Genomic DNA, 22,059 nt, shown 5'->3' with positions numbered 1-22,059 from the left:
CTCCCTAGACTGGCTCACCATGCGAAACGAGCCCGTCGTCCAGATCGAGAGTCTGGTCAAGCGGTACGGAGACAAGACCGCGGTCGACGGTCTCGACCTGGTCGCCGGGGCGGGCATCACCGCCGTCCTCGGCCCCAACGGCGCCGGCAAGACCACCACGATCGAGACCTGCGAGGGCTACCGGAAGCCGGACTCCGGCACCGTCCGCGTCCTCGGCCTCGACCCGCTGCGCCAGGCCGAGGCGCTGCGGCCCCGCATCGGCGTGATGCTCCAGTCCGGCGGCGTCTACTCCGGCGCCCGCGCGGACGAGATGCTGCGCCACGTCGCCAAGCTGCACGCGGACCCGCTGGACGTGGACGCCCTCATCGAGCGCCTGGGACTCGGCAGCTGCGGCCGCACCACCTACCGGCGGCTCTCCGGCGGCCAGCAGCAGCGCCTCGCGCTCGCGATGGCCGTCGTCGGCAGGCCCGAGCTGGTCTTCCTGGACGAGCCGACGGCGGGCCTCGACCCACAGGCGCGCCGGGCCACCTGGGACCTCGTACGCGATCTGCGCCGCGACGGCGTCCACGCCATCCTCACCACGCACCACATGGACGAGGCCGAACAGCTCGCCGACGACGTCGCGATCATCGACGCGGGCAAGGTCATCGCCCAGGGCTCCCCCGACGCGCTGTGCCGCGGCGGCGCCGAGAACACCCTGCGCTTCACCGGCCGCCCCGGACTCGACGTCGCCTCGCTCCTCAAGGCGCTCCCCCCGGACTCGGCGGCGGCCGAACTCACCCCGGGCGCCTACCGCGTCAGCGGCACGGTCGACCCGCAGCTGCTCGCCACCGTCACCTCCTGGTGCGCCCAGCACGGGGTGATGCCGGAGAAGATCTCGGTCGAACGCCACACCCTGGAAGACGTCTTCCTGGAACTCACGGGCAAGGAGCTGCGCGGATGAGCGCCGCCGGTACGTACACACCGAAGCCGGGCGCCGCCCCGCTCCCCCGCATGATCGCCGCGCAGGCCGCGCTGGAGACCAGGATGCTGCTGCGCAACGGCGAGCAGCTGCTCCTCACGGTGGTGATCCCGACCCTGCTGCTCGTGCTGTTCAGCGCGGTCGACATCGTCGACACGGGTGACGGCGAGGCCGTCGACTTCCTCGCGCCCGGCGTCCTCGCGCTCGCCGTGATGTCCACGGCCTTCACCGGCCAGGCCATCGCGACCGGCTTCGAGCGGCGCTACGGCGTACTGAAGCGGCTCGGCGCCTCGCCGCTCCCCCGCTGGGGCCTGATGGCCGCCAAGACCCTCTCGGTGCTGGTCACCGAGGTGCTGCAGATCGTGCTGCTCACGGTCATCGCCTTCGCCCTCGGCTGGTCCCCGCACGGCAACCCCGTCTCCGTCCTGCTGCTCCTGGTGCTCGGCACGGCGGCCTTCTCCGGGCTCGGCCTGCTGATGGCGGGCACCCTGAAGGCCGAGGCGACGCTGGCCGCCGCGAACCTCGTCTTCCTGCTGCTGCTCATGGGCGGCGGGGTGATCGTGCCGCTGGACAAGTTCCCCGATGCGGCGCAGACGGTGCTCGGTCTGCTGCCCATCTCGGCGCTCTCGGACGGGCTGCGCGACGTGCTCCAGGACGGGGCGGGCATGCCGTGGGCGAACCTCGGGATCCTCGCCGTGTGGGCGGTCCTGGGGCTCGGCGCGGCGGCGAGGTTCTTCCGCTGGGAGTAGCGGCGCCACCCCGCCGGAACGCCGGATACGTCCCCCTCGTGAAGCCGTGCACAAGCGGCCCCCTACGATGGTGCGCGTGCCAAACGTGACCCGAGCCGACCTCGCTCAAGCCGCGCGGAACCCGCTCGCCTTCATCGCCGAGCGCTGGACGCCCACCCAGCGGACCGTCCAGCGGGCGGCCTTCCTCTCCCTGGCCATGACCGTCGTCATCGTGGTGACGGGCGGCGCCGTCCGGCTGACCGGCTCGGGCCTCGGCTGCCCGACCTGGCCCAAGTGCACGGAGGACTCCCTCACCGCGACCAGTGAGATGGGCTTCCACGGCGTCGTCGAGTTCGGCAACCGCATGCTCACCTACGTGCTGTGCGCGGCCGTCGGCTGGGCGATCATCGCGGCCCGCGCCCAGAAGCCGATGCGGCGCAGCCTGACCCGGCTCGGCTGGACCCAGTTCTGGCTGGTCATGGGGAACGCCGTGCTCGGTGGCATCGTCGTCCTCGTCGGCCTGAACCCGTACACGGTCGCCGCGCACTTCCTGCTCTCCTCCGCCCTGATCGCGGTCGCCGCCGTCATGTGGCAGCGCTCCCGCGAGGGCGACGGCGAGCCGCGCCCGCTGGTCGGCAAGGCCGTGGCGCAGCTCGTCTGGTTCCTGGTGGCGGCCTCGGCGCTGCTGATCGCGGTCGGCACGGTCGTGACCGGCGCGGGTCCGCACGCGGGCGACTCCAGTGACGTACCGCGGATGAACCTCGCCCCGGTGGGCCTCGACTGGGAGGGCGTCACCAAGCTGCACGCGGTTCTCGCCTGGATCGTGGTGACGCTGGCCTTCGCGCTCTGGTTCGTCCTCAAGGCGGTCGACGCGCCGCGCGGCCCGCTGGCCCGCACCCGCGACCTCTTCCTGATCCTGCTCGCCCAGGGCGCCATCGGCTACGTCCAGTACTTCACGGACCTGCCGGAGATCCTGGTCGGGCTGCACATGTTCGGCTCGTGTCTGGTGTGGATCGCCGTGCTGCGCGTCCTGCTGTCGCTGCGGGAGCGCCCGCACCCCACGGCCGAGCTGCCCGCGCAGGCGGACGACTCACAGCTCTCCGCCGTCTGACAGTCCGTAGACGCGGCGGGCGTTGCCCGCCGCGATCAGGCCAGCCACGCGCTGCGCGTCGGTGAGCGACCAGGCCCCCTCCGCGACCCAGGTGCCGAGCACCCGCCCGAGGGCCTCCCTGAACAGGTGTGCCCCCACCACGTGCAGTTCGGGCAGCCCGTGCGCGCCGCTGGAGAAGAGCAGCTTGCCGAAGGGCGCGAGTTCCAGGATCTCCGCGAGCACGGCCGCCGCGCGCGCCCCGGTGCGTACGAGGGCGGGCCCGAGGTCGGCGTACACATGCGGGAAGACGGCCGCGAGGTGGGCGGCGCTGCGGTGGTAGGGGTAGCCGTGCAGCAGCACCAGGTCGGTGCCGAGGCCCGCGGTGGCCCTCGCGAAGTCCCCGAAGTACGTCTGCGGGTCCCCCGCCCCCGCGTGCAGCTGCAGGGGTCTGCCCGAGGCCACCGCGATCCACAGCAGGTGCCGCAGCAGCACCGGGTCGGTGAGCGCCCCGCCCACCTGCCGCCCGGCGAGCCAGCGCCCCACCGCGCCGCGCACCTCGCCGGGCCCCGGCGGCTGCGCCGCGAGGGCGAGCGGATGGCGCACCCCGGCGACCGAGGTGAAGGCGACGGCTCCCGCGGCGGCGGCGTGCACGGACTCGGCGAGGTTGGCGAGGAAGGAGTCGGCGGTGCCCGAGGTGTCCGCGACCTGTTCGGCGAGGAGTTCGAGGCGGACGATCTCGCGGGCGTCGGCGTCGCCGGTGGACGCCATCTCGTCCGGTCCCGTCAGATCCCCCGGCAGCCCCGTGTCGACGAGGTACGTGGTGATGCCGCTGCCCCGCAGCAGCCGCCGCCCGGACTCCAGGACGCCCAGCTCGCGGCGCCGGGCCAGATAGCGGGCCGGCGGGCAGTGCGGCTCGACGCCGAGCAGGGGCGGGCACCAGCGGCGCACCGCGAAGCCGGTCTGGGTGTCGAAGAAGGTGGTGCCGGGGGCGGGCGGCCCCTCGCCCCGGCCGAGGTGGACCTCGAAGGTGCCGAGGCCCAGCTCCGTGCGGAGGACACCATGGCAGTACTGGTCCACCAGGGACGGCGTTTCGATCATGCGGGCTCCCGCTGAATGGACCTTGCTCCTACGGTCCTAACGGGTGACCCGCGTGTCAGGTGTTGCCTCCGGCGTCGTTCTTCGGTCCGCCGAGCTGGATCCCGGCCATGCGCGTCCACTCATAGGGCCCGGTCCGCACCTTCGCGGCGAAGTCCCCGTCGAACTCCTCGTGGACGGTGATCCCGGCCTTCTCGACGGCGCTGACCGCGACGGCGTGGTCGGGCGCGACCAGGTCGCCCCAGCCGCCGTCCGCGCCGACGAGCACGATGCGGGCGCCCTTCTGGCCGAGGTACGCGATCTGCCCCTCGGCGCCGCCGTGCGCACTGGCGAAGGCGCCGATCTCCTTGGCGAGCCGAGCCGCCTTGCGCTCCGCGCGAGCGGCCTTCTTGCTGTCGTCCACCTGCTGAGTCTCTGCCATGCCGAGGATGCTACCGACGGGTAGCCACGTGGTCGACAGCGCGTCGAAGTGGCGTCGCCCACGCGCCCCGTCAGGGGCGCGGGCCTAGCGGAGGAAGGGGTCCACCGCCACGGCGACGAAGAGCAGGGAGACGTACGTGATGGACCAGTGGAAGAGCCGCATCTCCTTGAGCTTGCCGCCCGTCGCCTCCGCCTTGGCGCGGTTCTGGAGGCCGTGCGCCTCCCAGAGCCACCAGCCGCCGGTCACCAGCGCCACCGCGGTGTAGAACCAGCCGGTGTAGCCGAGCGGCTGGAGGAGCAGCGAGACGGCGACCATGACCCAGCTGTAGAGGACGATCTGCCGGGCGACCACCTTGTTCGAGGCGATGACCGGCAGCATCGGCACGCCCACGCGCGCGTAGTCCTCCTTGACCTTCATGGAGAGCGGCCAGTAGTGCGGCGGCGTCCAGAAGAACATGACGAGGAAGAGGATGACCGGCGCCCACGACAGGGAGTTCGTCACCGAGGACCAGCCGATGAGGACCGGCATGCAGCCCGCGATGCCGCCCCAGACGATGTTCTGCGAGGTCCGCCGCTTCAGGATCATCGTGTAGACGACCACATAGAAGAGGAGCGCGCCGAGCGCGAGCCACGCGGAGAGCCAGTTGACGGCGAGGCCGAAGAGCAGCGTGGAGACGACCGCGAGGGCGATGCCGAAGACAAGGCACTCGCGGGGGCTCACCATCCCGGTGACCAGCGGCCGCTGCGACGTACGGTCCATCAGGGCGTCGATGTCGCGGTCGATGTACATGTTGAGCGCGTTCGCGCCGCCCGCGGAGAGGTAGCCGCCCAGGCAGGTCACGAAGACCAGCCACAGGTCGGGCACGCCCTGCTCGGCGAGGAACATCACCGGAACGGTGGTGATGAGGAGGAGTTCGATGATCCGCGGCTTGGTCAGCGCCACGAACGCCTTGACACGGGCCCCGAACGGCCGATGGCTCGGGCTAAGGTCCGTCCCGGAAACCCCCGCTGGACGGGATTCAACGGCCGTCACGCACACCCCTGACAGAGACATCCCAGCGAGCCGACCAGCACCGTCGGACATGAAGATCCGGTAAAGCTCGCGCGTACCACGCCACTGTAGACGTTGCCCATACCTCGCCCTTCGCGGGGGTCCGCTCGTGTTGGGTCTCCGTAAGAGGGGTACCGCGTACCGGCCGGGCCGTCACGTGAGCGGTGTGGAGTGTTCTTTGAGCGGACAAATGAGCGGTTCCTTATTCACATGGCGAATCGCCGCGCATTCCTTTCCGGAGGCGGATCCCGGCTTGTCCCGGCAGTCTGGAATGACTCGAAAAAATGCACGTTCCGGCAGCGGTAGGCTCGACAACGGCCGGTGGGATTCACATCGCCGGCATTCGACATGTGGAGAGGAGCCCTGACTCAGGGTGAGCACCAAGCCGACCACCACAGACCTCGAGTGGACCGAACTGGACCAGCGAGCCGTTGACACCGCCCGCGTCCTGGCCATGGATTCCGTACAGAAGGTCGGCAACGGCCATCCCGGTACGGCCATGAGCCTCGCGCCCGCCGCGTACACCCTTTTCCAGAAGGTGATGCGGCACGATCCGGCGGACGCGGACTGGACCGGGCGGGACCGTTTCGTTCTCTCCGCGGGCCACTCGTCCCTGACCCTCTACATCCAGCTCTACCTCGCCGGTTTCGGCCTGGAGCTGGACGATCTGAAGGCCTTCCGCACCTGGGGCTCGAAGACCCCGGGCCACCCGGAGTACGGGCACACGACGGGCGTGGAGACGACGACGGGCCCGCTGGGCCAGGGTGTCGCCAACGCCGTGGGCATGGCGATGGCCGCCCGCTACGAGCGCGGCCTGTTCGACCCGGCGACCCCCGCGGGCGAGTCGCCGTTCGACCACCACATCTTCGTCATCGCCGGTGACGGCTGCCTGGAGGAGGGCATCTCCGCGGAGGCGTCCTCGATGGCCGGGCACCAGCAGCTCGGCAACCTCGTGATGCTGTGGGACGACAACCACATCTCGATCGAGGGCGACACCGCCACCGCGATCTCCGAGGACACCCTCAAGCGGTACGAGGCCTACGGCTGGCACGTCCAGCGCGTGGAGCCGAAGGAGAACGGCGACCTCGACCCCGCCGCCCTGTACGCCGCGATCCAGGCCGCCAAGGCCGAGACCGAGCGTCCCTCCTTCATCGCGATGCGCTCGATCATCGCCTGGCCCGCCCCGAACGCGCAGAACACCGAGGCCGCGCACGGCTCGGCGCTCGGCGACGAGGAAGTGGCCGCCACCAAGCGCGTCCTCGGCTTCGACCCCGAGCAGACCTTCGAGGTCTCCGACGAGGTCATCGCGCACACCCGCAAGGCCCTCGACCGCGGCCGCGAGGCCAAGGCCGAGTGGGAGAAGGGCTTCGCCGCCTGGCGCACCGCCAACGCCGAGCACGCCGCCACCTTCGACCGCGTCGCCGCGGGCGAGCTGCCCGAGGGCTGGGAGGAGAAGCTTCCCGTCTTCGAGACCGGCAAGGGCGTCGCCACCCGCGCCGCGTCCGGCAAGGTCCTGCAGGCGCTCGGCGCGGTCATCCCCGAGCTGTGGGGCGGCTCCGCCGACCTCGCGGGTTCGAACAACACGACGATCGACAAGACGTCGTCGTTCCTCCCCGCGGACAACCCGCTGCCGGAGGCCGACCCGTACGGCCGCACGATCCACTTCGGCATCCGCGAGCACTCCATGGCCGCGGAGATGAACGGCATCGCGCTGCACGGCAACACCCGTATCTACGGCGGCACCTTCCTGGTCTTCTCGGACTACATGCGCAACGCCGTGCGTCTGTCCGCGCTGATGCACCTGCCGGTGACGTACGTATGGACGCACGACTCGGTCGGTCTCGGCGAGGACGGCCCGACCCACCAGCCGGTCGAGCACCTCGCCTCGCTGCGCGCCATCCCGGGCCTGAACGTGGTCCGCCCGGCCGACGCGAACGAGACCGCCATCGCCTGGCGCGAGATCCTCAAGCGCTACACCAAGGAGTTCGGCAAGGGCGCCCCGCACGGCCTCGCGCTGACCCGCCAGGGCGTGCCGACGTACGAGCGCAACGAGGACGCGGCCAAGGGCGGCTACGTCCTGTTCGAGGCCGACGGCGGCGCTCCGGAGGTCATCCTCATCGGCACCGGCTCCGAGGTGCAGCTCGCCGTCGAGGCGCGCGAGCAGCTGCAGGCGGCCGGCGTGCCGACGCGGGTCGTGTCGATGCCCTCGGTCGAGTGGTTCGAGGAGCAGGAGCAGGGGTACCGCGACAGCGTGCTGCCGCCGTCGGTGAAGGCGCGCGTGGCGGTCGAGGCGGGCATCGGCCTGACCTGGCACCGTTTCGTGGGCGACGCCGGACGCATCGTCTCGCTGGAGCACTTCGGTGCCTCGGCCGACGGCAAGGTGCTTTTCCGCGAGTTCGGGTTCACCGCCGACGCGGTCGCCCAGGCGGCGCGGGAATCGATCGCCGCAGCCCAGCGCTGACGCCCATATACGACCAAGTAGGAGATGTAATTCCATGACAGACGCACTCAAGCGCCTCTCCGAAGAAGGCGTCGCGATCTGGCTGGACGACCTGTCGCGCAAGCGGATCACGTCCGGCAACCTCGCCGAACTGATCGACCAGCAGCACGTCGTGGGCGTCACCACCAACCCGTCGATCTTCCAGAAGGCCATCTCGCAGGGCGACGGTTACGACCAGCAGCTCTCCGACCTCGCCGCCCGTGAGGTCACGGTCGAAGAGGCCATCCGCATGATCACGACGGCGGACGTCCGTGACGCCGCCGACATCCTGCGCCCGGTCTTCGACGCGACGGGCGGCCAGGACGGCCGCGTGTCCATCGAGGTCGACCCGCGCCTTGCGCACAACACCAAGGCCACGGTCGCCGAGGCCAAGCAGCTCGCCTGGCTGGTGGACCGCCCGAACACGCTCATCAAGATCCCGGCCACCGAGGCGGGCCTGCCGGCGATCACCGAGGTCATCGGCCTCGGCATCAGCGTCAACGTCACGCTGATCTTCTCGCTGGAGCGCTACCGCCTGGTCATGGACGCGTACCTGGCGGGCCTGGAGAAGGCCAAGGAGCGCGGCCTGGACCTCTCCAAGATCCACTCGGTGGCGTCCTTCTTCGTGTCCCGCGTGGACACCGAGATCGACAAGCGCCTCGACGGCATCGGCACGGACGAGGCCAAGTCCCTCAAGGGCAAGGCCGCCCTCGCCAACGCCCGGCTCGCCTACGAGGCGTACGAGGCGGTGTTCGGCTCCGCCGACAAGTCGACGCAGGCCTCGGAGCGCTGGGCCGCGCTCGACAAGGCGCAGGCCAACAAGCAGCGTCCGCTGTGGGCCTCGACCGGCGTCAAGGACCCGGCGTACAAGGACACCCTGTACGTCGACGAGCTGGTCGCGCCCAACACGGTGAACACGATGCCCGAGGCGACCCTGGAAGCCACCGGCGACCACGGTTCGATCACCGGCGACACCATCGCGGGCACCTACGACCAGGCGCGCGCCGAGATCGCCGCCGTGGAGAAGCTCGGCATCTCGTACGACGAGGTCGTGCGGCTCCTGGAAGACGAGGGCGTCGACAAGTTCGAGGCCTCCTGGAACGACCTGCTCAAGTCGACCGAGGCCGAGCTGAAGCGCCTCGCTCCTTCGAAGGGCTGACCACTTTGTCAAGCAGCAATCCGCTGCGTGACGCCGCAGACCGACGGCTCCCGCGTATCGCGGGGCCGTCGGGCCTGGTCATTTTTGGCGTCACGGGCGATTTGTCCCGTAAAAAGCTGATGCCCGCCGTGTACGACCTCGCGAACCGAGGTCTGTTGCCGCCGGGCTTTTCCCTTATTGGTTTCGCCCGCCGCGACTGGGAGCACGAGGACTTCGCCCAGGTCGTCCATGACGCGGTCAAGGAGCACGCGCGCACGCCGTTCCGCGAGGAGGTCTGGCAGCAGCTCATCCAGGGGATGCGCTTCGTCCAGGGCAACTTCGACGACGACGCCGCGTTCGAGCAGCTCAAGGCCACCATCCAGGAGCTGGACAAGGCGCAGGGCACGGGCGGCAACTTCGCCTTCTACCTCTCGGTGCCCCCCAAGTTCTTCCCGCAGGTCGTCCAGCAGCTCAAGAAGCACGAGCTGGCGGACGCCCCCGAGGGCTCCTGGCGCCGCGCGGTCATCGAAAAGCCGTTCGGCCACGACCTGGCGTCCGCCCAGGAACTGAACGCGATCGTGCACGAGGTGTTCGCGCCGGACCAGGTCTTCCGGATCGACCACTACCTCGGCAAGGAGACCGTCCAGAACATCCTGGCGCTCCGCTTCGCCAACCAGATGTTCGAGCCGATCTGGAACCGGTCGTATGTGGACCACATCCAGATCACCATGGCCGAGGACATCGGCATCGGCGGCCGCGCCGGCTACTACGACGGCATCGGCGCCGCCCGTGACGTCATCCAGAACCACCTGCTCCAGCTGCTGGCGCTCACCGCGATGGAGGAGCCCGCCTCCTTCGACGCGGACGCGCTCGTCGCCGAGAAGGCGAAGGTGCTCGGCGCCGTCCGGCTGCCGAAGGACCTCGGCAAGAGCACGGTCCGCGGCCAGTACTCCGCGGGGTGGCAGGGCGGCGAGAAGGCCGTCGGCTACCTCCAGGAAGAGGGCATCGACCCCAAGTCGAAGACCGACACCTACGCCGCCATCAAGCTGGGCGTCGACAACCGCCGCTGGGCGGGCGTCCCCTTCTACCTGCGCACCGGCAAGCGTCTGGGCCGACGGGTGACGGAGATCGCGGTCGTCTTCCAGCGCGCCCCGCACTCCCCCTTCGACCACACCGCCACCGAGGAGCTGGGGCAGAACGCGATCGTCATCCGCGTCCAGCCCGACGAGGGCATCACGGTCCGGTTCGGCTCGAAGGTGCCCGGCACCTCGATGGAGATCCGGGACGTCTCGATGGACTTCGCGTACGGCGAGTCCTTCACCGAGTCGAGTCCGGAGGCGTACGAGCGTCTGATCCTCGACGTCCTGCTCGGCGACGCCAACCTCTTCCCGCGCACGGAGGAGGTCGAGCTGTCCTGGAACATCCTCGACCCGATCGAGGAGTACTGGGACAAGCACGGCAAGCCCGCGCAGTACCCGGCGGGCACCTGGGGCCCGACCGAGGCGGACGAGATGCTCGCACGAGACGGACGGAGCTGGCGTCGGCCATGAAGATCGACCTTACGGACACCACGTCCAGCAAGATCAACAAGGCGCTCGTGCAGGGCCGCCGCGCGATCGGCACCCCGGCCGTCGGCATGGTCCTGACCCTCGTCATCGTCACCGACGAGGAGAACGCCTACGACGCGCTGAAGGCGGCCAACGACGCGTCGCGCGAGCACCCCTCGCGCACCCTCGTGGTCATCAAGCGCGCCGCCCGCTCGCCCCGTGACCGCACCACCTCGCGCCTGGACGCCGAGGTGCGGGTGGGCGTCGAGGCGGGCACCGGCGAGACGGTGGTCCTGCGTCTTTACGGCGAGGTGATCAACCACGCCCAGTCGGTCGTCCTGCCGCTGCTGCTCCCCGACGCCCCGGTGGTCGTCTGGTGGCCGGTGAACGCCCCGCTGGACCCCGCCAACGACCCGCTGGGCGCGCTGGCCCAGCGCCGCGTCACGGACACCTACGCGGCCGAGCAGCCGATCCACGAGCTGACCGCCCGCGCCGATGCCTATCACCCCGGTGACACGGACCTGTCCTGGACCCGCATCACCCCGTGGCGCTCCATGCTCGCCGCGGCGCTCGACCAGGTCACGTGCCAGGTCACCTCGGTGCAGGTGGAGGGCGAGGAGTTCAACCCGAGCTGCGAGCTGCTCGGCATGTGGCTCGCCGACCGGCTCGACGTGCCGGTGAAGCGGTCGCTGTCGGCGGGCCCCGGCCTGACCGGCGTACGCATGGAGACCGACTGCGGTCCCATCGTGCTCGACCGCGCCGACGGCTCGCTGGCCACGCTCTCCATCCAGGGGCAGCCCGACCGCGCGGTGGCCCTCAAGCGCCGCGAGACGGCCGAGCTGATCGCGGAGGAGCTGCGCCGCCTCGACCCGGACGACACCTACGCGTCCGCGCTGCGGTACGGCGTGGAGCGGCTCGGCGAGCCCTCGTCGGAGCCGATGCGGGGCGCCGGGGAGGCCGCCGGAGGCACGGCCGCCGAGGGCGCCGAGGAAACGGCCGGGGCGAAGGAAGCCCCCGAGGCCGAGGAGGCCAAGGAGGCGGCCGAGGCGAAGAAGGTGCCGGAGCCCGCGAAGGCCCCGGCCAAGAAGGCCGCCGCGAAGAAGGCCCCGGCGAAGAAGGCGGCCGCCAAGTGAGCGCGGCACCGCAGCTCGTCGTGCACCGCGACAAGGAGCTGATGGCGCAGGCCGCGGCGGCCCGGCTGATCACGAAGGTCGTCGACGCGCAGGCCGCCCGCGGTCACGCGTCGGTGGTCCTCACCGGTGGCCGCAACGGCAACGGCCTGCTGGCGGCGCTGAGTTCGTCCCCCGCGAAGGACGCGATCGACTGGTCGCGCCTCGACCTGTGGTGGGGCGACGAGCGCTTCCTGCCGGACGGCGACCCGGAGCGCAACTACACCCAGGCCCGGGAGGCGCTGCTCGACTCGGTGCCGCTCAACCCGGCCCGCGTGCACCCGATGCCCCCCTCGGACGGCCCTTACGAGGTGGACGCCGCGGCCGAGGCCTACGCCGCCGAACTCGCCGCCGCGGCAGGTCCAGAGGACCACGGCCCAGTGCCGACCTTCGACGTCCTGATGCTCGGCGTCGGCCCGGACACGCACGTCGCCTCGCTCTTCCCGGAGCTACCCGCGGTGCGCGAGACGGAGCGCACGGTGGTCGGCGTGCACGGCGCGCCGAAGCCCCCGCCGACCCGCGTCACGCTCACCCTCCCGGCGATCCGGGCGGCGCGCGAGGTGTGGCTGCTCGCGGCGGGCGAGGACAAGGCGGGGGCCGCGGCCATCGCCCTGTCCGGCGCGGGCGAGGTGCAGGCCCCCGCGGCCGGCGCCTACGGCCGCTCGCGCACGCTGTGGCTGCTCGACGCGGCGGCGGCCTCCCAGCTCCCGGCGGAGCTGTACCGGCCGGCCGTGGCGTAGCCGTACGCACGACAGGGGCCCCGCACCGACCGGTGCGGGGCCCTTACGCGTGTGCCGGGGCGCGGCGGTAGCTGCTGCCGTCCGAGTCGCGCTCCAGGAGGCCGTCGGTGACGCAGTACCGCCGCAGCGCCGCGGTGTCGTCGTGCACGGTGCGGAACGCTTCGTTGACCTCGCGCTCGCTGTAGGCGCGGCCGGCGTCGAAGAGGGTGTCCGTGAGGTGGACGAGGAGTTCGTGGCGTACGACGGGGCGTACGGGGATGGTGGTGAGGCGGCCGTGCGAGAAGAAGCCGGTGAGGCGGCGCGGCACGGTGGGGTGGGCGTCCGCGAGACCGGGAGCCCGCCGGAAGACGGCCGGGTCGGCGCGGAGCGATCCGCCGGGCAGCCGCTCCACGAGCCCGGCGGCAAGGAGCCGTCCGAGGTGCTTGCGGGCGGCGGGCGAGTCGGCTTCGCGCGGAGGCAGGTCGTCGAGGACGATGCGCGCGTACAGCCGCAGTCTCTCGGGGTCGGCGAGCGCGGCGAGCAGCTGATCCATGACGGGTCCCTCCCGACGGGTGACAGAGCCGAAGCAGTGTCGCCCGCCGGGTGGGGCGCCCGCATCCGATTAACGCGGCGTGTCGCTCAACGGCCGCGCAGATCCCGGTACTTGGCGACCAGCGCCGTGGTCGAACCGTCCAGGTCGGGCACCTCGGCGCCCTCGGTGAGGGCGGGCTCGACGCGCTTGGCGAGTACCTTGCCCAGCTCGACGCCCCACTGGTCGAAGGAGTCGATGTTCCACAGGGCGCCCTGGACGAACACCTTGTGTTCGTAGAGGGCGATGAGCTGGCCGAGGACCGAGGGGGTCAGCTCCTTGGCGAGGATCGTGGTCGTCGGGTGGTTGCCCTTGAACGTCTTGTGCGGGACCAGCTCCTGCGGCACACCCTCGGCGCGCACCTCGTCGGGCGTCTTGCCGAACGCCAACGCCTGGGTCTGCGCGAAGAAGTTGGCCATCAGCAGGTCGTGCTGGGCGACGAGGCCGGGGGCCAGACCGGCGACCGGCTCGGCGAAGCCGATGAAGTCCGCGGGGATCAACTTCGTGCCCTGGTGGATGAGTTGGTAGTAGGCGTGCTGGCCGTTGGTGCCGGGTGTGCCCCAGACGACCGGGCCGGTCTGCCAGTCGACCTCCTGGCCGTCCCGGTCGACGTACTTGCCGTTGGACTCCATGTCGAGCTGCTGGAGGTAGGCGGTGAACTTGGAGAGGTAGTGCGAGTACGGCAGGACCGCGTGCGACTGCGCGTCGTGGAAGTTGCCGTACCAGACGCCCAACAGGCCGAGCAGGAGCGGGACGTTGGACTCGGGCGGCGCGGCGCGGAAGTGCTTGTCGACGAGGTGGAAGCCGTCGAGCATCTCGCGGAAGCGGTCGGGCCCGATGGCGATCATCAGGGAGAGGCCGATGGCGGAGTCGAAGGAGTAGCGGCCGCCGACCCAGTCCCAGAACTCGAACATGTTCGCCGTGTCGATGCCGAACTCCGACACCTTCTCGGCGTTGGTCGACAGGGCCACGAAGTGCTGGGCGACGGCGTCCTGACCGGCTTTCAGCTCGGTGAGCAGCCAGTCGCGCGCGGAGGTGGCGTTGGTGATCGTCTCGATGGTGGTGAACGTCTTCGAGGCGATGACGAACAGCGTCTCGGCGGCGTCCAGGTCCCGCACGGCCTCGTGCAGGTCGGCGCCGTCGACGTTCGAGACGAAGCGGATGGTCAGGTCGCGGTCGGTGAAGGAGCGCAGCGCCTCGTAGGCCATGGCGGGGCCGAGGTCGGAGCCGCCGATGCCGACGTTGACGATGTTCTTGATGCGCTTGCCGGTGTGGCCGGTCCACTCGCCGGAGCGGATCTTCTCCGAGAAGGCGCTCATCCTGTCGAGTACGGCGTGCACCGCCGGCACCACGTTCTCGCCGTCGACCATGACCACGGCGTCGCGCGGGGCGCGCAGCGCGGTGTGCAGGACGGCGCGGTCCTCGGTGGTGTTGATCTTCTCGCCGCGGAACATGGCGTCCCGCAGCCCGAAGACGTCGGTGGCGGCGGCAAGGTCGCGCAGCAGCGTCAGCGTCTCGCCGGTGACGAGGTGCTTGGAGTAGTCGATGTGCAGGTCACCGACGTGGAGGGTGTACGCCGTGCCGCGCGTGGGGTCCGCGGCGAACAGGTCGCGCAGCCGCACCTCCCCGAGCTGCTCGCGGTGGGCGGCGAGCGCCGTCCACTCGGGCGTCTGATTGAGCCTGGCGCGGCTTTCTGCGTTCATCTCGGACTTCAGCCTTCTCTCGTACCCGCGTACGTACCTTGCCCCGCTGCCCCCGCTTAATGGTGCAGCCCAACCTAATCGATCAGCGGGCGGTATGAGATATCTGGAGCCGTCTGTCCGTACACATACCGGAACAAGAAACCGGCCGGACACCTTCTCGGTGCCCGGCCGTTTTCCAATTCCTAGATCTCGCCCCGCAGTTTGGCGAGTGCCTCCGCGAGAATCGCCTCGCCGTCCGCGTCGCTGCGGCGCTCACGCACATACGCCAGATGCGTTTTGTACGGCTCGGTGCGCGGCGGGTCCGGCGGGTTCTCCCGGTCCTGACCGGCCGGGAAGCCGCAGCGGGGACAGTCCCACGTATCGGGGACCTGCGCGTCGCTGGCGAAGCTCGGCTGCGTCTCGTGCCCGTTGGAGCACCAGAAGGAGATGCGCAGTCGCGGCGCGGACTCACCGCGCTCGGCCTCGCCCATCGGCCCCGCCCCGACCCGACTTCCTCGGATCGCGTTGCCACTTGCCACGGTCGTAACTCCCTGCGTGATGGTGCTGCTGCGGGCGCCTCAGTTTACGTAAGGCCCAACGCGCGTCCAGTGTCGGGAGTTACACCCCTCCATCGGACGCAAGCCCCATGATAAGCCGCGCAGGCGGACTCGCACCGGACAAGCGACCAGTGGCTGACGCTAGTTGTTCGCCTTCATCAACAGGCCCAGCGCGACAATGCACGCGAACCACAGCAGACCGACCACGACCGTGATGCGGTCGAGGTTGCGCTCGGCGACGGAGGAGCCGCCGACCGACGACTGCATGCCGCCACCGAACATGTCGGAGAGGCCGCCGCCCTTGCCCTTGTGCATCAATACCAGCAGCATCATCAGAGCGCTGAAGACGATCAGGGCGATCGAGAACCCCATAACCACGGCTGGACCAACTTCCTCGGATCTGAATCGACTCTGTATCGACGACGGGGGCCGGAGCCTCGGTGTCCGAGACCGCCCGGCCCCCGCAAGGGTACGACGTATTGCCGCTAGCGCATACTCACTGGTCGCGGAAGCGGACGATCTTGACGAACTCCTCCGCGTCGAGCGCGGCGCCGCCCACGAGGGCGCCGTCGACGTCCGGCTGGGCCATGATCGCGGCGACGTTCCCGGACTTCACCGAGCCGCCGTACTGGATGCGCACCTTGTCGGCGAGCTCCTGGGAGTACAGCTCGGCGAGGCGGCCGCGGATCGCGCCGCAGACCTCCTGCGCGTCCTCGGGCGTGGCGACCTCGCCGGTGCCGATCGCCCAGACGGGCTCGTAGGCGATCACGATGGACTCGGCCTGCTCGGCCGGGATGTCCTTGAGGCCGCCGTCGACCTGGTTGAGCGTGTACTGGACCTGCTGGCCCGCCTTGCGGATCTCCAGGCCCTCGCCGACGCAGAGGATCGGGGTCAGGCCGTGCTTGTAGGCGGCCTTCACCTTGGCGTTGCAGATCTGGTCGGTCTCGTTGTGGTACTGGCGGCGCTCGGAGTGGCCCACGGCGACGTAGGAGCACTTCAGCTTGGCCAGCATCGGGCCCGAGATCTCGCCGGTGTAGGCGCCGGAGTCCTGCGCCGAGATGTCCTGGGCGCCGTACTTGATCTTGAGCTTGTCGCCGTCGACCAGGGTCTGCACGGAGCGCAGGTCGGTGAAGGGCGGCAGGACCGCGACCTCGCAGGCCTCGTAGTCCTTGTCGGCCAGGGCGAAGGCCAGCTTCTGGACGTGGGCGATGGCCTCAAGGTGGTTGAGGTTCATCTTCCAGTTGCCCGCCATCAGCGGGGTGCGCGTAGTCATCAGGTGTCAGTTCTCCAGTGCCGCGAGGCCGGGGAGCGTCTTGCCCTCGAGGTATTCGAGGGAGGCGCCGCCGCCGGTGGAAATGTGGCCGAATGCGTTCTCGTCGAAGCCCAGGGTCCGCACGGCCGCGGCGCTGTCGCCACCGCCGACGACCGTGAAGGCCGGGGAGTCGAGAAGCGCCTGGGCGACCGCCTTGGTGCCCTCGGCGTAGTCGGGGTGCTCGAAGACGCCCAGCGGGCCGTTCCAGAAGATGGTGGCCGCGTCGGCGAGCTTCGAGGCGTAGAGCTTACGGGTCTCGGGACCGATGTCGAGACCCTCCTGGTCGGCGGGGATGGCGTCCGCGGCGACCGTGGTCGGGTTGGCCGGGGCCTTGGTCTTCAGGTCCGGGAAGTCCGGGGAGACCAGCACGTCGACGGGGAGGACGAACTCGACGCCCTTCTCCGTGGCGCGCTCCATGTACTCCTTCACCGCCGGGATCTGGTCCTCCTGGAGGAGGGAGATGCCGACCTCGTGGCCCTGCGCCTTGAGGAAGGTGTAGGCCATGCCGCCGCCGATGAGGATGCGGTCGGCCTTCTCCAGGAGGTGGTCGATCACCCCGAGCTTGTCGGAGACCTTGGCGCCGCCGAGGACCACCGCGTACGGCCGCTTCACGTCGTCGGTGAGCTTCTTCAGGACGCCGACCTCGGTGGCGATGAGGTAGCCGGCGTAGTGCGGCAGCTTGGCCGGCAGGTCGAAGACCGAGGCGTGCTTGCGGTGCACGGCGCCGAAGCCGTCGCCCACGTAGACATCCGCGAGGGCGGCGAGCTTGTCGGCGAACTCGCCGCGCTCGGCGTCGTCCTTGCTGGTCTCGCCCGCGTTGAAGCGGAGGTTCTCGAGGACGGCGACCTGGCCGGGCGCCAGGCCGTCCACCGCGCCGTGCGCGCCGGGGCCGACGGTGTCCTCGGCGAACGCGACGGGCGCGCCGAGGAGTTCACCGAGCCGCTCGGCGGCGGGGCGCAGCGAGAAGTCCGGGTCCGGGGCGCCCTTGGGGCGGCCCAGGTGCGAGGCCACGACGACCTTGGCGCCCGCTTCGGCGAGGGCCTTGACCGTCGGCAGGACGGCACGGATACGGCCGTCGTCGGTGATGGTGCCGTCGGCGAGCGGCACGTTGAGGTCGGCGCGGACGAAGACCCGCTTGCCGTTGACCCCTTCGGCGAGAAGTGCGTCGATCGTCTTCACTACTGGACTCCTTGGGAGGGCTGTGACGTGACGTGCGACAGGGCCCGTCCGGCGCGGCGGTGCGCGGGACAGGCCCTGTTGCTCACATCGAGATGCCTGCTCTGGATATTAGAGCTGACCGCCGACGAAGACCGTGAGGTCGACCAGACGGTTGGAGTAACCCCACTCGTTGTCGTACCAGCCGAGGATCTTCACCGACTTGCCGTCCTGGACCATCGTCATGGCCGAGTCGAAGGTGCAGGAGGCCGCGTCGCCGACGATGTCCGAGGACACGATCGGGTCTTCGGTGTAGAAGAGGAAGCCCTTCAGGTCGCCGTCGTCGGCGGCCTTCTTGAACGCGGCGTTGACCTCGTCCTTGGTGACCTCGCGGGAGACCTCGACGACGAGGTCGGTGGCCGAGCCCGTCGGGACCGGGACGCGCATCGCGATGCCGTCGAGCTTGCCCTTGAGCTGCGGCAGGACCAGCGCGGTGGCCTTGGCGGCACCGGTGGTCGTCGGGATGATGTTCTCCGCGGCGGCGCGGGCGCGACGCAGGTCGCTGTGCGGGAAGTCCAGGATGCGCTGGTCGTTGGTGTACGCGTGGACCGTCGTCATCAGGCCCTTGACGATGCCGAAGTTCTCGTCGAGGACCTTGGCCATCGGCGCCACGCAGTTGGTGGTGCAGGAGGCGTTGGAGATGACGTGGTGGTTGGCCGCGTCGTACTTGTCCTGGTTGACGCCCATCACGATGGTGACGTCCTCGTCCTTGGCCGGAGCCGAGATGAGGACCTTCTTGGCGCCACCGGCGATGTGCTTCTCGGCGTCGGCCTTCTTCGTGAAGATGCCCGTGGACTCGATCACGATGTCGACGCCGAGGTCGCCCCACGGGATGTCGGCGGGGTTGCGCTCGGACAGCACCTTGATGGTGCGGCCATCGACGGTGATGGTGTCCTCGGTGTGCGACACGTCGGCCTTGAGGCGGCCCAGGATGGTGTCGTACTTCAGAAGGTGTGCGGTGGTCGCGGTGTCACCCAGGTCGTTGACAGCCACGATCTCGATGTCCGCGCCCTGCTCGAGCAGTGCGCGGAAGTAGTTGCGACCGATGCGGCCAAAGCCGTTGATGCCTACGCGGATCGTCACGAAACCGATCTCCTCGTTGGTACGCCGGTTTTAGACGCCGGCGAGTTGTATGGGATGTCCCCGACCGCCTCCGACCCTACCTCTCCAAAGGCCCCGAGGTGACATTGAGAGGGGCCGGCGGCGACACAAAGGCCCGTACCCCGCGGTAGGGGTACGGGCCACCGGGACCTTGGTCCCGATTACGCACTGTCAGCTGCGCAAATGTGCCAGGGAGGCGCCCATAAGAGCGGCCCTTCCGGCGCTTCCGGGCACATGCTCGAAGCCGAAGCCGAGGAGCACACTGTCACGCGCTGTAACCGCCGCATAGGGCTTGTACAGCTCCCCGGTACTGCTCCAGTCGCCTGTGATATTGGGGCTTCCGGCCGGGGCCGGGGCGGTCTTCCAGGAGCCCAGCGAGGCCTCGAATCCCTCGGTCTCCTTGACATCGCCGCCGACGACCAGTAGGGCACTGTCGGCGAAGAGGCCGCGCCCGCCGCTCGAGGGGTCGGTGACGGAGCTGAGGGAGACCTCGACCTTCTTGCCCGCGTACGCGCTCAGGTCGAAGGCGACCGGCTTCCAGCCGCCGGAGGAGCCCGTGAAGCTGTTCCAGGAGCCGCTGGTGCCGCTCGCCGTGCAGCCACCCGCCCCGAGCGTCAGGTAGTGGCGCAGGAAGGGGTGGCCGTTGAGGAGGAACCCTGCGGCGCACTCGGCGGGCACGGTGGCCCGGGAGTTGCCGTTGGTGTCGGGCAGCGTGGTCCAGTCGTCGGCGCCCGGCGTGTGGGCTTCGAGCAGCCCGTGGTCGTAGCCGGGCTCCAGGCTCCAGTTGAGGGCGAGCCGCAGCTCGGGCCTGTCGGCGGCCGATACGCCGGTCAGGTCGAGGGTGCGGGTGAGGCGCTTGTAGTCCCGGTCGGCGTGGGTGGCCGAGGCCATGCCCTGGCCCTCGTAGGGGGCGTACGGGTTGGTGAGGCCGGGGTAGGAACCCGCGGCGGCGCTCTTGAACTGCGGGAACCGCTGGGCGGGCAGGTTGTCGGAGGTGACGGTGAAGCGGCCGGCCTTGTCGAGCGGGTTGGCGCCGGCGGCGGCGAGCGGGGTGTTCACTCCGCCGAGCGCGCGGCTGCCCTTGAAGCTCTTGACGTCGGGGGCGGGCAGGCGTTCGTAGGCGCCCAGGTAGTACTGCGCGAAGTCGTTGGTGAGGGCGTCGCCCAGGTCGACGTCCCCGCCGGTGCGCTCGCCGGACTCGATGAGCTTGCCGCCCTCGTTGAGGTAGGCGCGCAGGGCAAGTTGGGTGGGCGCGCCGGGCACGGGGTCGCCGGTGTGGTGCACCACTACGGAGAAGTGCGACAGGACGCCGAGCGGGTGCGGTGTGCCCTGCTCGGCGACGTCCCATACGGCGGCGGAGCGCCCGTTGGCCTTCAGCGCCTTGACGTACTTCTGGGTCTGGGTGGCCGGGGCGCCTTCCTCGGCGACGACGAGGGTGCTCGCCCGGGGGCGTTCGGCGACGGTGTACGTGAAGTGCTCGCTCTGGGTGCGGCCCTTCTTGGTGCGGCCGGTGAACCACACCTCGACCTTGTCACCGGCGCGGGCGTCCTCGACCTCGGCGCGGTACTGGTCGAAGTGGAGGTTGTCCTCACCGCCGTACGTCTCGCCGCCCTTCCAGGCCTTGAGCTTCTCGTGGTGCGTACGGCCGCCGTTGATCCGGTACTTCAGCTCCTTGTGGCGCACGGACTTGCGGGCGGTGACGGCGACTTCCTGGTCGCCCCCGCGCGCGTACGACGTGGAGAAGGAGTCAGGAGTGAAGTCCGGGGCCTCGATGCCGGTGAGGGAGACCGGCTTGTCCGGGTGGAGTGCGGTCTCGGCGACGGCGAGCGCGAAGGGGACGTTCTTCGCGAACTCCTGCTGGATCAGCTTCTCGTCGTCGGGGAAGGTGAAGATGGACGCGCAGTCCTCGGGCTTCCAGGCGTCGTCGGGGTCGACGTTCGAAGCGGTCTGGCAGGTGGACATCTCGGGGGTGAACATCGAGATGCCGTTGATGTTGCCCGCGTGTCCGTCGGCCTCGCCGTTCGTGGTGTACAGCTCGGAGGCGACCTGCGGGTGGTAGCCGGGGATCGCGGGCTTCTCGGGGGTGCCGGCGAGCGCCTTGTAGAGCACGTCGTCCGGGGTGGGCGTGGCGACCTGCCAGCCCACTCCGTAGAGGATCAGTTCGGCCGCCGAGTGGTAGTTGATGCCGTACTCGAAGCCGATGCGCTTCTGGAAGCGGTCGAGCGCCTTGGTCTCGGGCTCGGACATCGGTCCCGTGCCGCGGTAGGTCTCCGACGAGGGGTGGGGGGACGAACCCTCGTTGTCGTAGCCCCACTTGTAGGCGAAGTTGCGGTTGAGGTCGACGCCGTCGCCGGGGGCGATTTCGCCGTCGCCGTCGATGTCGCGGAGGTTCTTGCGCCACTGGCGTTCGCCGTCGGCGGCGTGGCTGAAGTCGTAGCCGTCGGGGTTGGCGGAGAGCACGAACCACAGCTCGGTGGAGTTCACGAGCCTGGTGACGCGCTTGTCCTTGCCGTAACTGTCCAGGTAGTGGTGCATCAGGCGGCGGGTCATCTCGGGGGTGATCCACTCGCGCGCGTGCTGGTTGGACAGGTAGAGCGTGGCGGGCTTGGAGCCGTCCTTGGTCTTCTTGGCGTTCTTGGAGAGCTTCAGGGCGAGGATGTCCTTGCCCTGGACGGTCTTGCCGATGGAGACGACCTTGGTGAGGCCGGGGTGCGCCTGCCCGGCCTTGACGATCTCCTCCTTGAGGCCGCCCTTTCCGCTGTACGGGCGGTAGACGCCGTCCCCGGCGGCCTTGAGCCTCTTCTGGGCGGCCTCGGAGACCTTGTGCTCGCTGAGTTCGATGCCCTGGCGCTCGACCGCCTTGGCCTGCCCCTCGGTCAGATACAGCTCCACGCGCTCGGTGCCGCGCTCGGGTGCCTGCCCGGCCAGCTCGTGGGCGTCCTGGCCCGCCTCGATCAGGATCGGTATCTGCTTCTTGGTGACGTCGGCCTGGTAGACCTTCACGGCCGCCGGGTCGTCGGCGGCCAATGGCTTCGCGGGTCCGCTCGCCTGGGCGTGCGGTGCGGCGGCGAGACCGCCGATGAGCAGTGCGCTCGCGGCGAGGATCGATCTCGCGCTCGCTCTTCGTCTCATGAGCCCCCCTTGCGGTTGTCCGGCACAGATGTGCCGGATGCAAGGCTCGTGACTGTGCATGATCATGTCAATAC

At 70.0% G+C, this 22,059-nt stretch carries 19 protein-coding genes; 8 read left to right on the top strand and 11 right to left on the bottom strand.

The window, feature by feature from the left end; all coding sequences use genetic code 11:
- Nucleotides 1–19: 19 nt before the first annotated feature.
- The 3 genes from GKQ77_RS08390 to GKQ77_RS08380 all read left to right on the top strand — a co-directional run bounded on the left by GKQ77_RS08390 (nucleotide 20) and on the right by GKQ77_RS08380 (nucleotide 2,800).
- Nucleotides 20–943, top strand: a complete 924-nt coding sequence (locus tag GKQ77_RS08390; RefSeq protein WP_219688075.1) for an ABC transporter ATP-binding protein — start codon at nucleotides 20–22, stop codon at nucleotides 941–943.
- A complete protein-coding gene (locus GKQ77_RS08385; protein ID WP_219688072.1) occupies nucleotides 940–1,710 on the top strand; it encodes an ABC transporter permease in 771 nt (256 codons plus the stop codon). Before GKQ77_RS08390 ends, GKQ77_RS08385 begins: the two co-directional genes overlap by 4 nt.
- A 67-nt stretch (nucleotides 1,711–1,777) precedes the next feature.
- A complete protein-coding gene (locus GKQ77_RS08380) occupies nucleotides 1,778–2,800 on the top strand; it encodes a COX15/CtaA family protein (RefSeq protein WP_219688071.1) in 1,023 nt (340 codons plus the stop codon).
- Here GKQ77_RS08380 and GKQ77_RS08375 read toward each other — a convergent pair.
- The 3 genes from GKQ77_RS08375 to GKQ77_RS08365 form a co-directional block, all read right to left on the bottom strand.
- Entirely contained in the window at nucleotides 2,780–3,877 is a 1,098-nt protein-coding gene (locus GKQ77_RS08375; protein WP_219688070.1) for an amidohydrolase family protein, read from the bottom strand. The genes GKQ77_RS08380 and GKQ77_RS08375 overlap by 21 nt on opposite strands.
- A gap of 55 nt (nucleotides 3,878–3,932) precedes the next feature.
- Entirely contained in the window at nucleotides 3,933–4,295 is a 363-nt protein-coding gene (locus tag GKQ77_RS08370) for a hypothetical protein (RefSeq protein WP_219688069.1), read from the bottom strand.
- An 84-nt stretch (nucleotides 4,296–4,379) separates the two neighbouring features.
- Nucleotides 4,380–5,333, bottom strand: a complete 954-nt coding sequence (locus GKQ77_RS08365) for a heme o synthase (RefSeq protein WP_219688074.1) — start codon at nucleotides 5,331–5,333, stop codon at nucleotides 4,380–4,382.
- 385 nt (nucleotides 5,334–5,718) lie between these two features.
- Here GKQ77_RS08365 and tkt point away from each other — a divergent pair, with 385 nt between their 5' ends.
- The 5 genes from tkt to pgl are packed head-to-tail and all read left to right on the top strand — an operon-like array spanning nucleotide 5,719 to nucleotide 12,418.
- Nucleotides 5,719–7,806, top strand: coding sequence for a transketolase (gene tkt / locus GKQ77_RS08360; RefSeq protein WP_219688068.1), 2,088 nt, complete (start codon nucleotides 5,719–5,721; stop codon nucleotides 7,804–7,806).
- A gap of 34 nt (nucleotides 7,807–7,840) precedes the next feature.
- Nucleotides 7,841–8,983, top strand: coding sequence for a transaldolase (gene tal / locus GKQ77_RS08355; RefSeq protein ID WP_219688067.1), 1,143 nt, complete (start codon nucleotides 7,841–7,843; stop codon nucleotides 8,981–8,983).
- 5 nt (nucleotides 8,984–8,988) lie between these two features.
- Nucleotides 8,989–10,512, top strand: a complete 1,524-nt coding sequence (zwf, locus tag GKQ77_RS08350; RefSeq protein WP_372459845.1) for a glucose-6-phosphate dehydrogenase — start codon at nucleotides 8,989–8,991, stop codon at nucleotides 10,510–10,512.
- Nucleotides 10,509–11,642, top strand: a complete 1,134-nt coding sequence (opcA, locus tag GKQ77_RS08345; protein WP_219688066.1) for a glucose-6-phosphate dehydrogenase assembly protein OpcA — start codon at nucleotides 10,509–10,511, stop codon at nucleotides 11,640–11,642. The genes zwf and opcA overlap by 4 nt, the downstream gene beginning before the upstream one ends.
- Nucleotides 11,639–12,418, top strand: coding sequence for a 6-phosphogluconolactonase (gene pgl, locus GKQ77_RS08340; protein ID WP_219688065.1), 780 nt, complete (start codon nucleotides 11,639–11,641; stop codon nucleotides 12,416–12,418). The genes opcA and pgl overlap by 4 nt, the downstream gene beginning before the upstream one ends.
- A 43-nt stretch (nucleotides 12,419–12,461) precedes the next feature.
- Here pgl and GKQ77_RS34065 read toward each other — a convergent pair whose 3' ends face one another.
- The 8 genes from GKQ77_RS34065 to GKQ77_RS08300 all read right to left on the bottom strand — a co-directional run bounded on the left by GKQ77_RS34065 (nucleotide 12,462) and on the right by GKQ77_RS08300 (nucleotide 21,985).
- Complete coding sequence (locus tag GKQ77_RS34065) at nucleotides 12,462–12,950, bottom strand: DUF2087 domain-containing protein (RefSeq protein ID WP_219688064.1); 489 nt, start codon at nucleotides 12,948–12,950, stop codon at nucleotides 12,462–12,464.
- Between the two features lie 86 nt (nucleotides 12,951–13,036).
- Nucleotides 13,037–14,689, bottom strand: coding sequence for a glucose-6-phosphate isomerase (pgi, locus tag GKQ77_RS08330; RefSeq protein WP_219688063.1), 1,653 nt, complete (start codon nucleotides 14,687–14,689; stop codon nucleotides 13,037–13,039).
- A 182-nt stretch (nucleotides 14,690–14,871) separates the two neighbouring features.
- On the bottom strand, nucleotides 14,872–15,207 hold the full coding sequence (locus GKQ77_RS08325) for an RNA polymerase-binding protein RbpA (RefSeq protein WP_078649359.1): 336 nt from the start codon (nucleotides 15,205–15,207) through the stop codon (nucleotides 14,872–14,874).
- A 159-nt stretch (nucleotides 15,208–15,366) separates the two neighbouring features.
- Nucleotides 15,367–15,597, bottom strand: coding sequence for a preprotein translocase subunit SecG (secG, locus tag GKQ77_RS08320; RefSeq protein ID WP_030784160.1), 231 nt, complete (start codon nucleotides 15,595–15,597; stop codon nucleotides 15,367–15,369).
- A 124-nt stretch (nucleotides 15,598–15,721) separates the two neighbouring features.
- Nucleotides 15,722–16,498: a triose-phosphate isomerase gene (tpiA, locus tag GKQ77_RS08315; protein WP_125512073.1), complete on the bottom strand. Its 777-nt coding sequence runs from the start codon at nucleotides 16,496–16,498 to the stop codon at nucleotides 15,722–15,724.
- Between the two features lie 6 nt (nucleotides 16,499–16,504).
- Nucleotides 16,505–17,716: a phosphoglycerate kinase gene (locus tag GKQ77_RS08310; protein ID WP_219688062.1), complete on the bottom strand. Its 1,212-nt coding sequence runs from the start codon at nucleotides 17,714–17,716 to the stop codon at nucleotides 16,505–16,507.
- A 108-nt stretch (nucleotides 17,717–17,824) separates the two neighbouring features.
- Complete coding sequence (gap, locus tag GKQ77_RS08305) at nucleotides 17,825–18,835, bottom strand: type I glyceraldehyde-3-phosphate dehydrogenase (protein WP_219688061.1); 1,011 nt, start codon at nucleotides 18,833–18,835, stop codon at nucleotides 17,825–17,827.
- 189 nt (nucleotides 18,836–19,024) lie between these two features.
- Nucleotides 19,025–21,985, bottom strand: a complete 2,961-nt coding sequence (locus GKQ77_RS08300; protein WP_219688060.1) for a M14 family metallopeptidase — start codon at nucleotides 21,983–21,985, stop codon at nucleotides 19,025–19,027.
- Nucleotides 21,986–22,059: the final 74 nt, after the last annotated feature.

This window comes from Streptomyces anatolicus, from assembly GCF_019400875.1.
GTDB classification, from domain to species: Bacteria; Actinomycetota; Actinomycetes; order Streptomycetales; family Streptomycetaceae; genus Streptomyces; species Streptomyces anatolicus.
Note: the sequence above shows the minus strand (reverse complement) of the source record. Positions and strands in the feature narration are given on the sequence as shown.

Bases quoted from the DNA above. Each gene is read 5' to 3' on its own strand.
- opcA (WP_219688066.1), top strand. From the start codon at position 10,509: ATGAAGATCGACCTTACGGACACCACGTCCAGCAAGATCAACAAGGCG.
- GKQ77_RS08300 (WP_219688060.1), bottom strand. From the start codon at position 21,985: ATGAGACGAAGAGCGAGCGCGAGATCGATCCTCGCCGCGAGCGCACTG.
- GKQ77_RS08390 (WP_219688075.1), top strand. From the start codon at position 20: ATGCGAAACGAGCCCGTCGTCCAGATCGAGAGTCTGGTCAAGCGGTAC.
- tal (WP_219688067.1), top strand. From the start codon at position 7,841: ATGACAGACGCACTCAAGCGCCTCTCCGAAGAAGGCGTCGCGATCTGG.
- secG (WP_030784160.1), bottom strand. From the start codon at position 15,597: ATGGGGTTCTCGATCGCCCTGATCGTCTTCAGCGCTCTGATGATGCTG.
- GKQ77_RS08385 (WP_219688072.1), top strand. From the start codon at position 940: ATGAGCGCCGCCGGTACGTACACACCGAAGCCGGGCGCCGCCCCGCTC.
- pgi (WP_219688063.1), bottom strand. From the start codon at position 14,689: ATGAACGCAGAAAGCCGCGCCAGGCTCAATCAGACGCCCGAGTGGACG.
- GKQ77_RS08375 (WP_219688070.1), bottom strand. From the start codon at position 3,877: ATGATCGAAACGCCGTCCCTGGTGGACCAGTACTGCCATGGTGTCCTC.
- tpiA (WP_125512073.1), bottom strand. From the start codon at position 16,498: ATGACTACGCGCACCCCGCTGATGGCGGGCAACTGGAAGATGAACCTC.
- GKQ77_RS08370 (WP_219688069.1), bottom strand. From the start codon at position 4,295: ATGGCAGAGACTCAGCAGGTGGACGACAGCAAGAAGGCCGCTCGCGCG.
- GKQ77_RS34065 (WP_219688064.1), bottom strand. From the start codon at position 12,950: ATGGATCAGCTGCTCGCCGCGCTCGCCGACCCCGAGAGACTGCGGCTG.
- GKQ77_RS08380 (WP_219688071.1), top strand. From the start codon at position 1,778: ATGGTGCGCGTGCCAAACGTGACCCGAGCCGACCTCGCTCAAGCCGCG.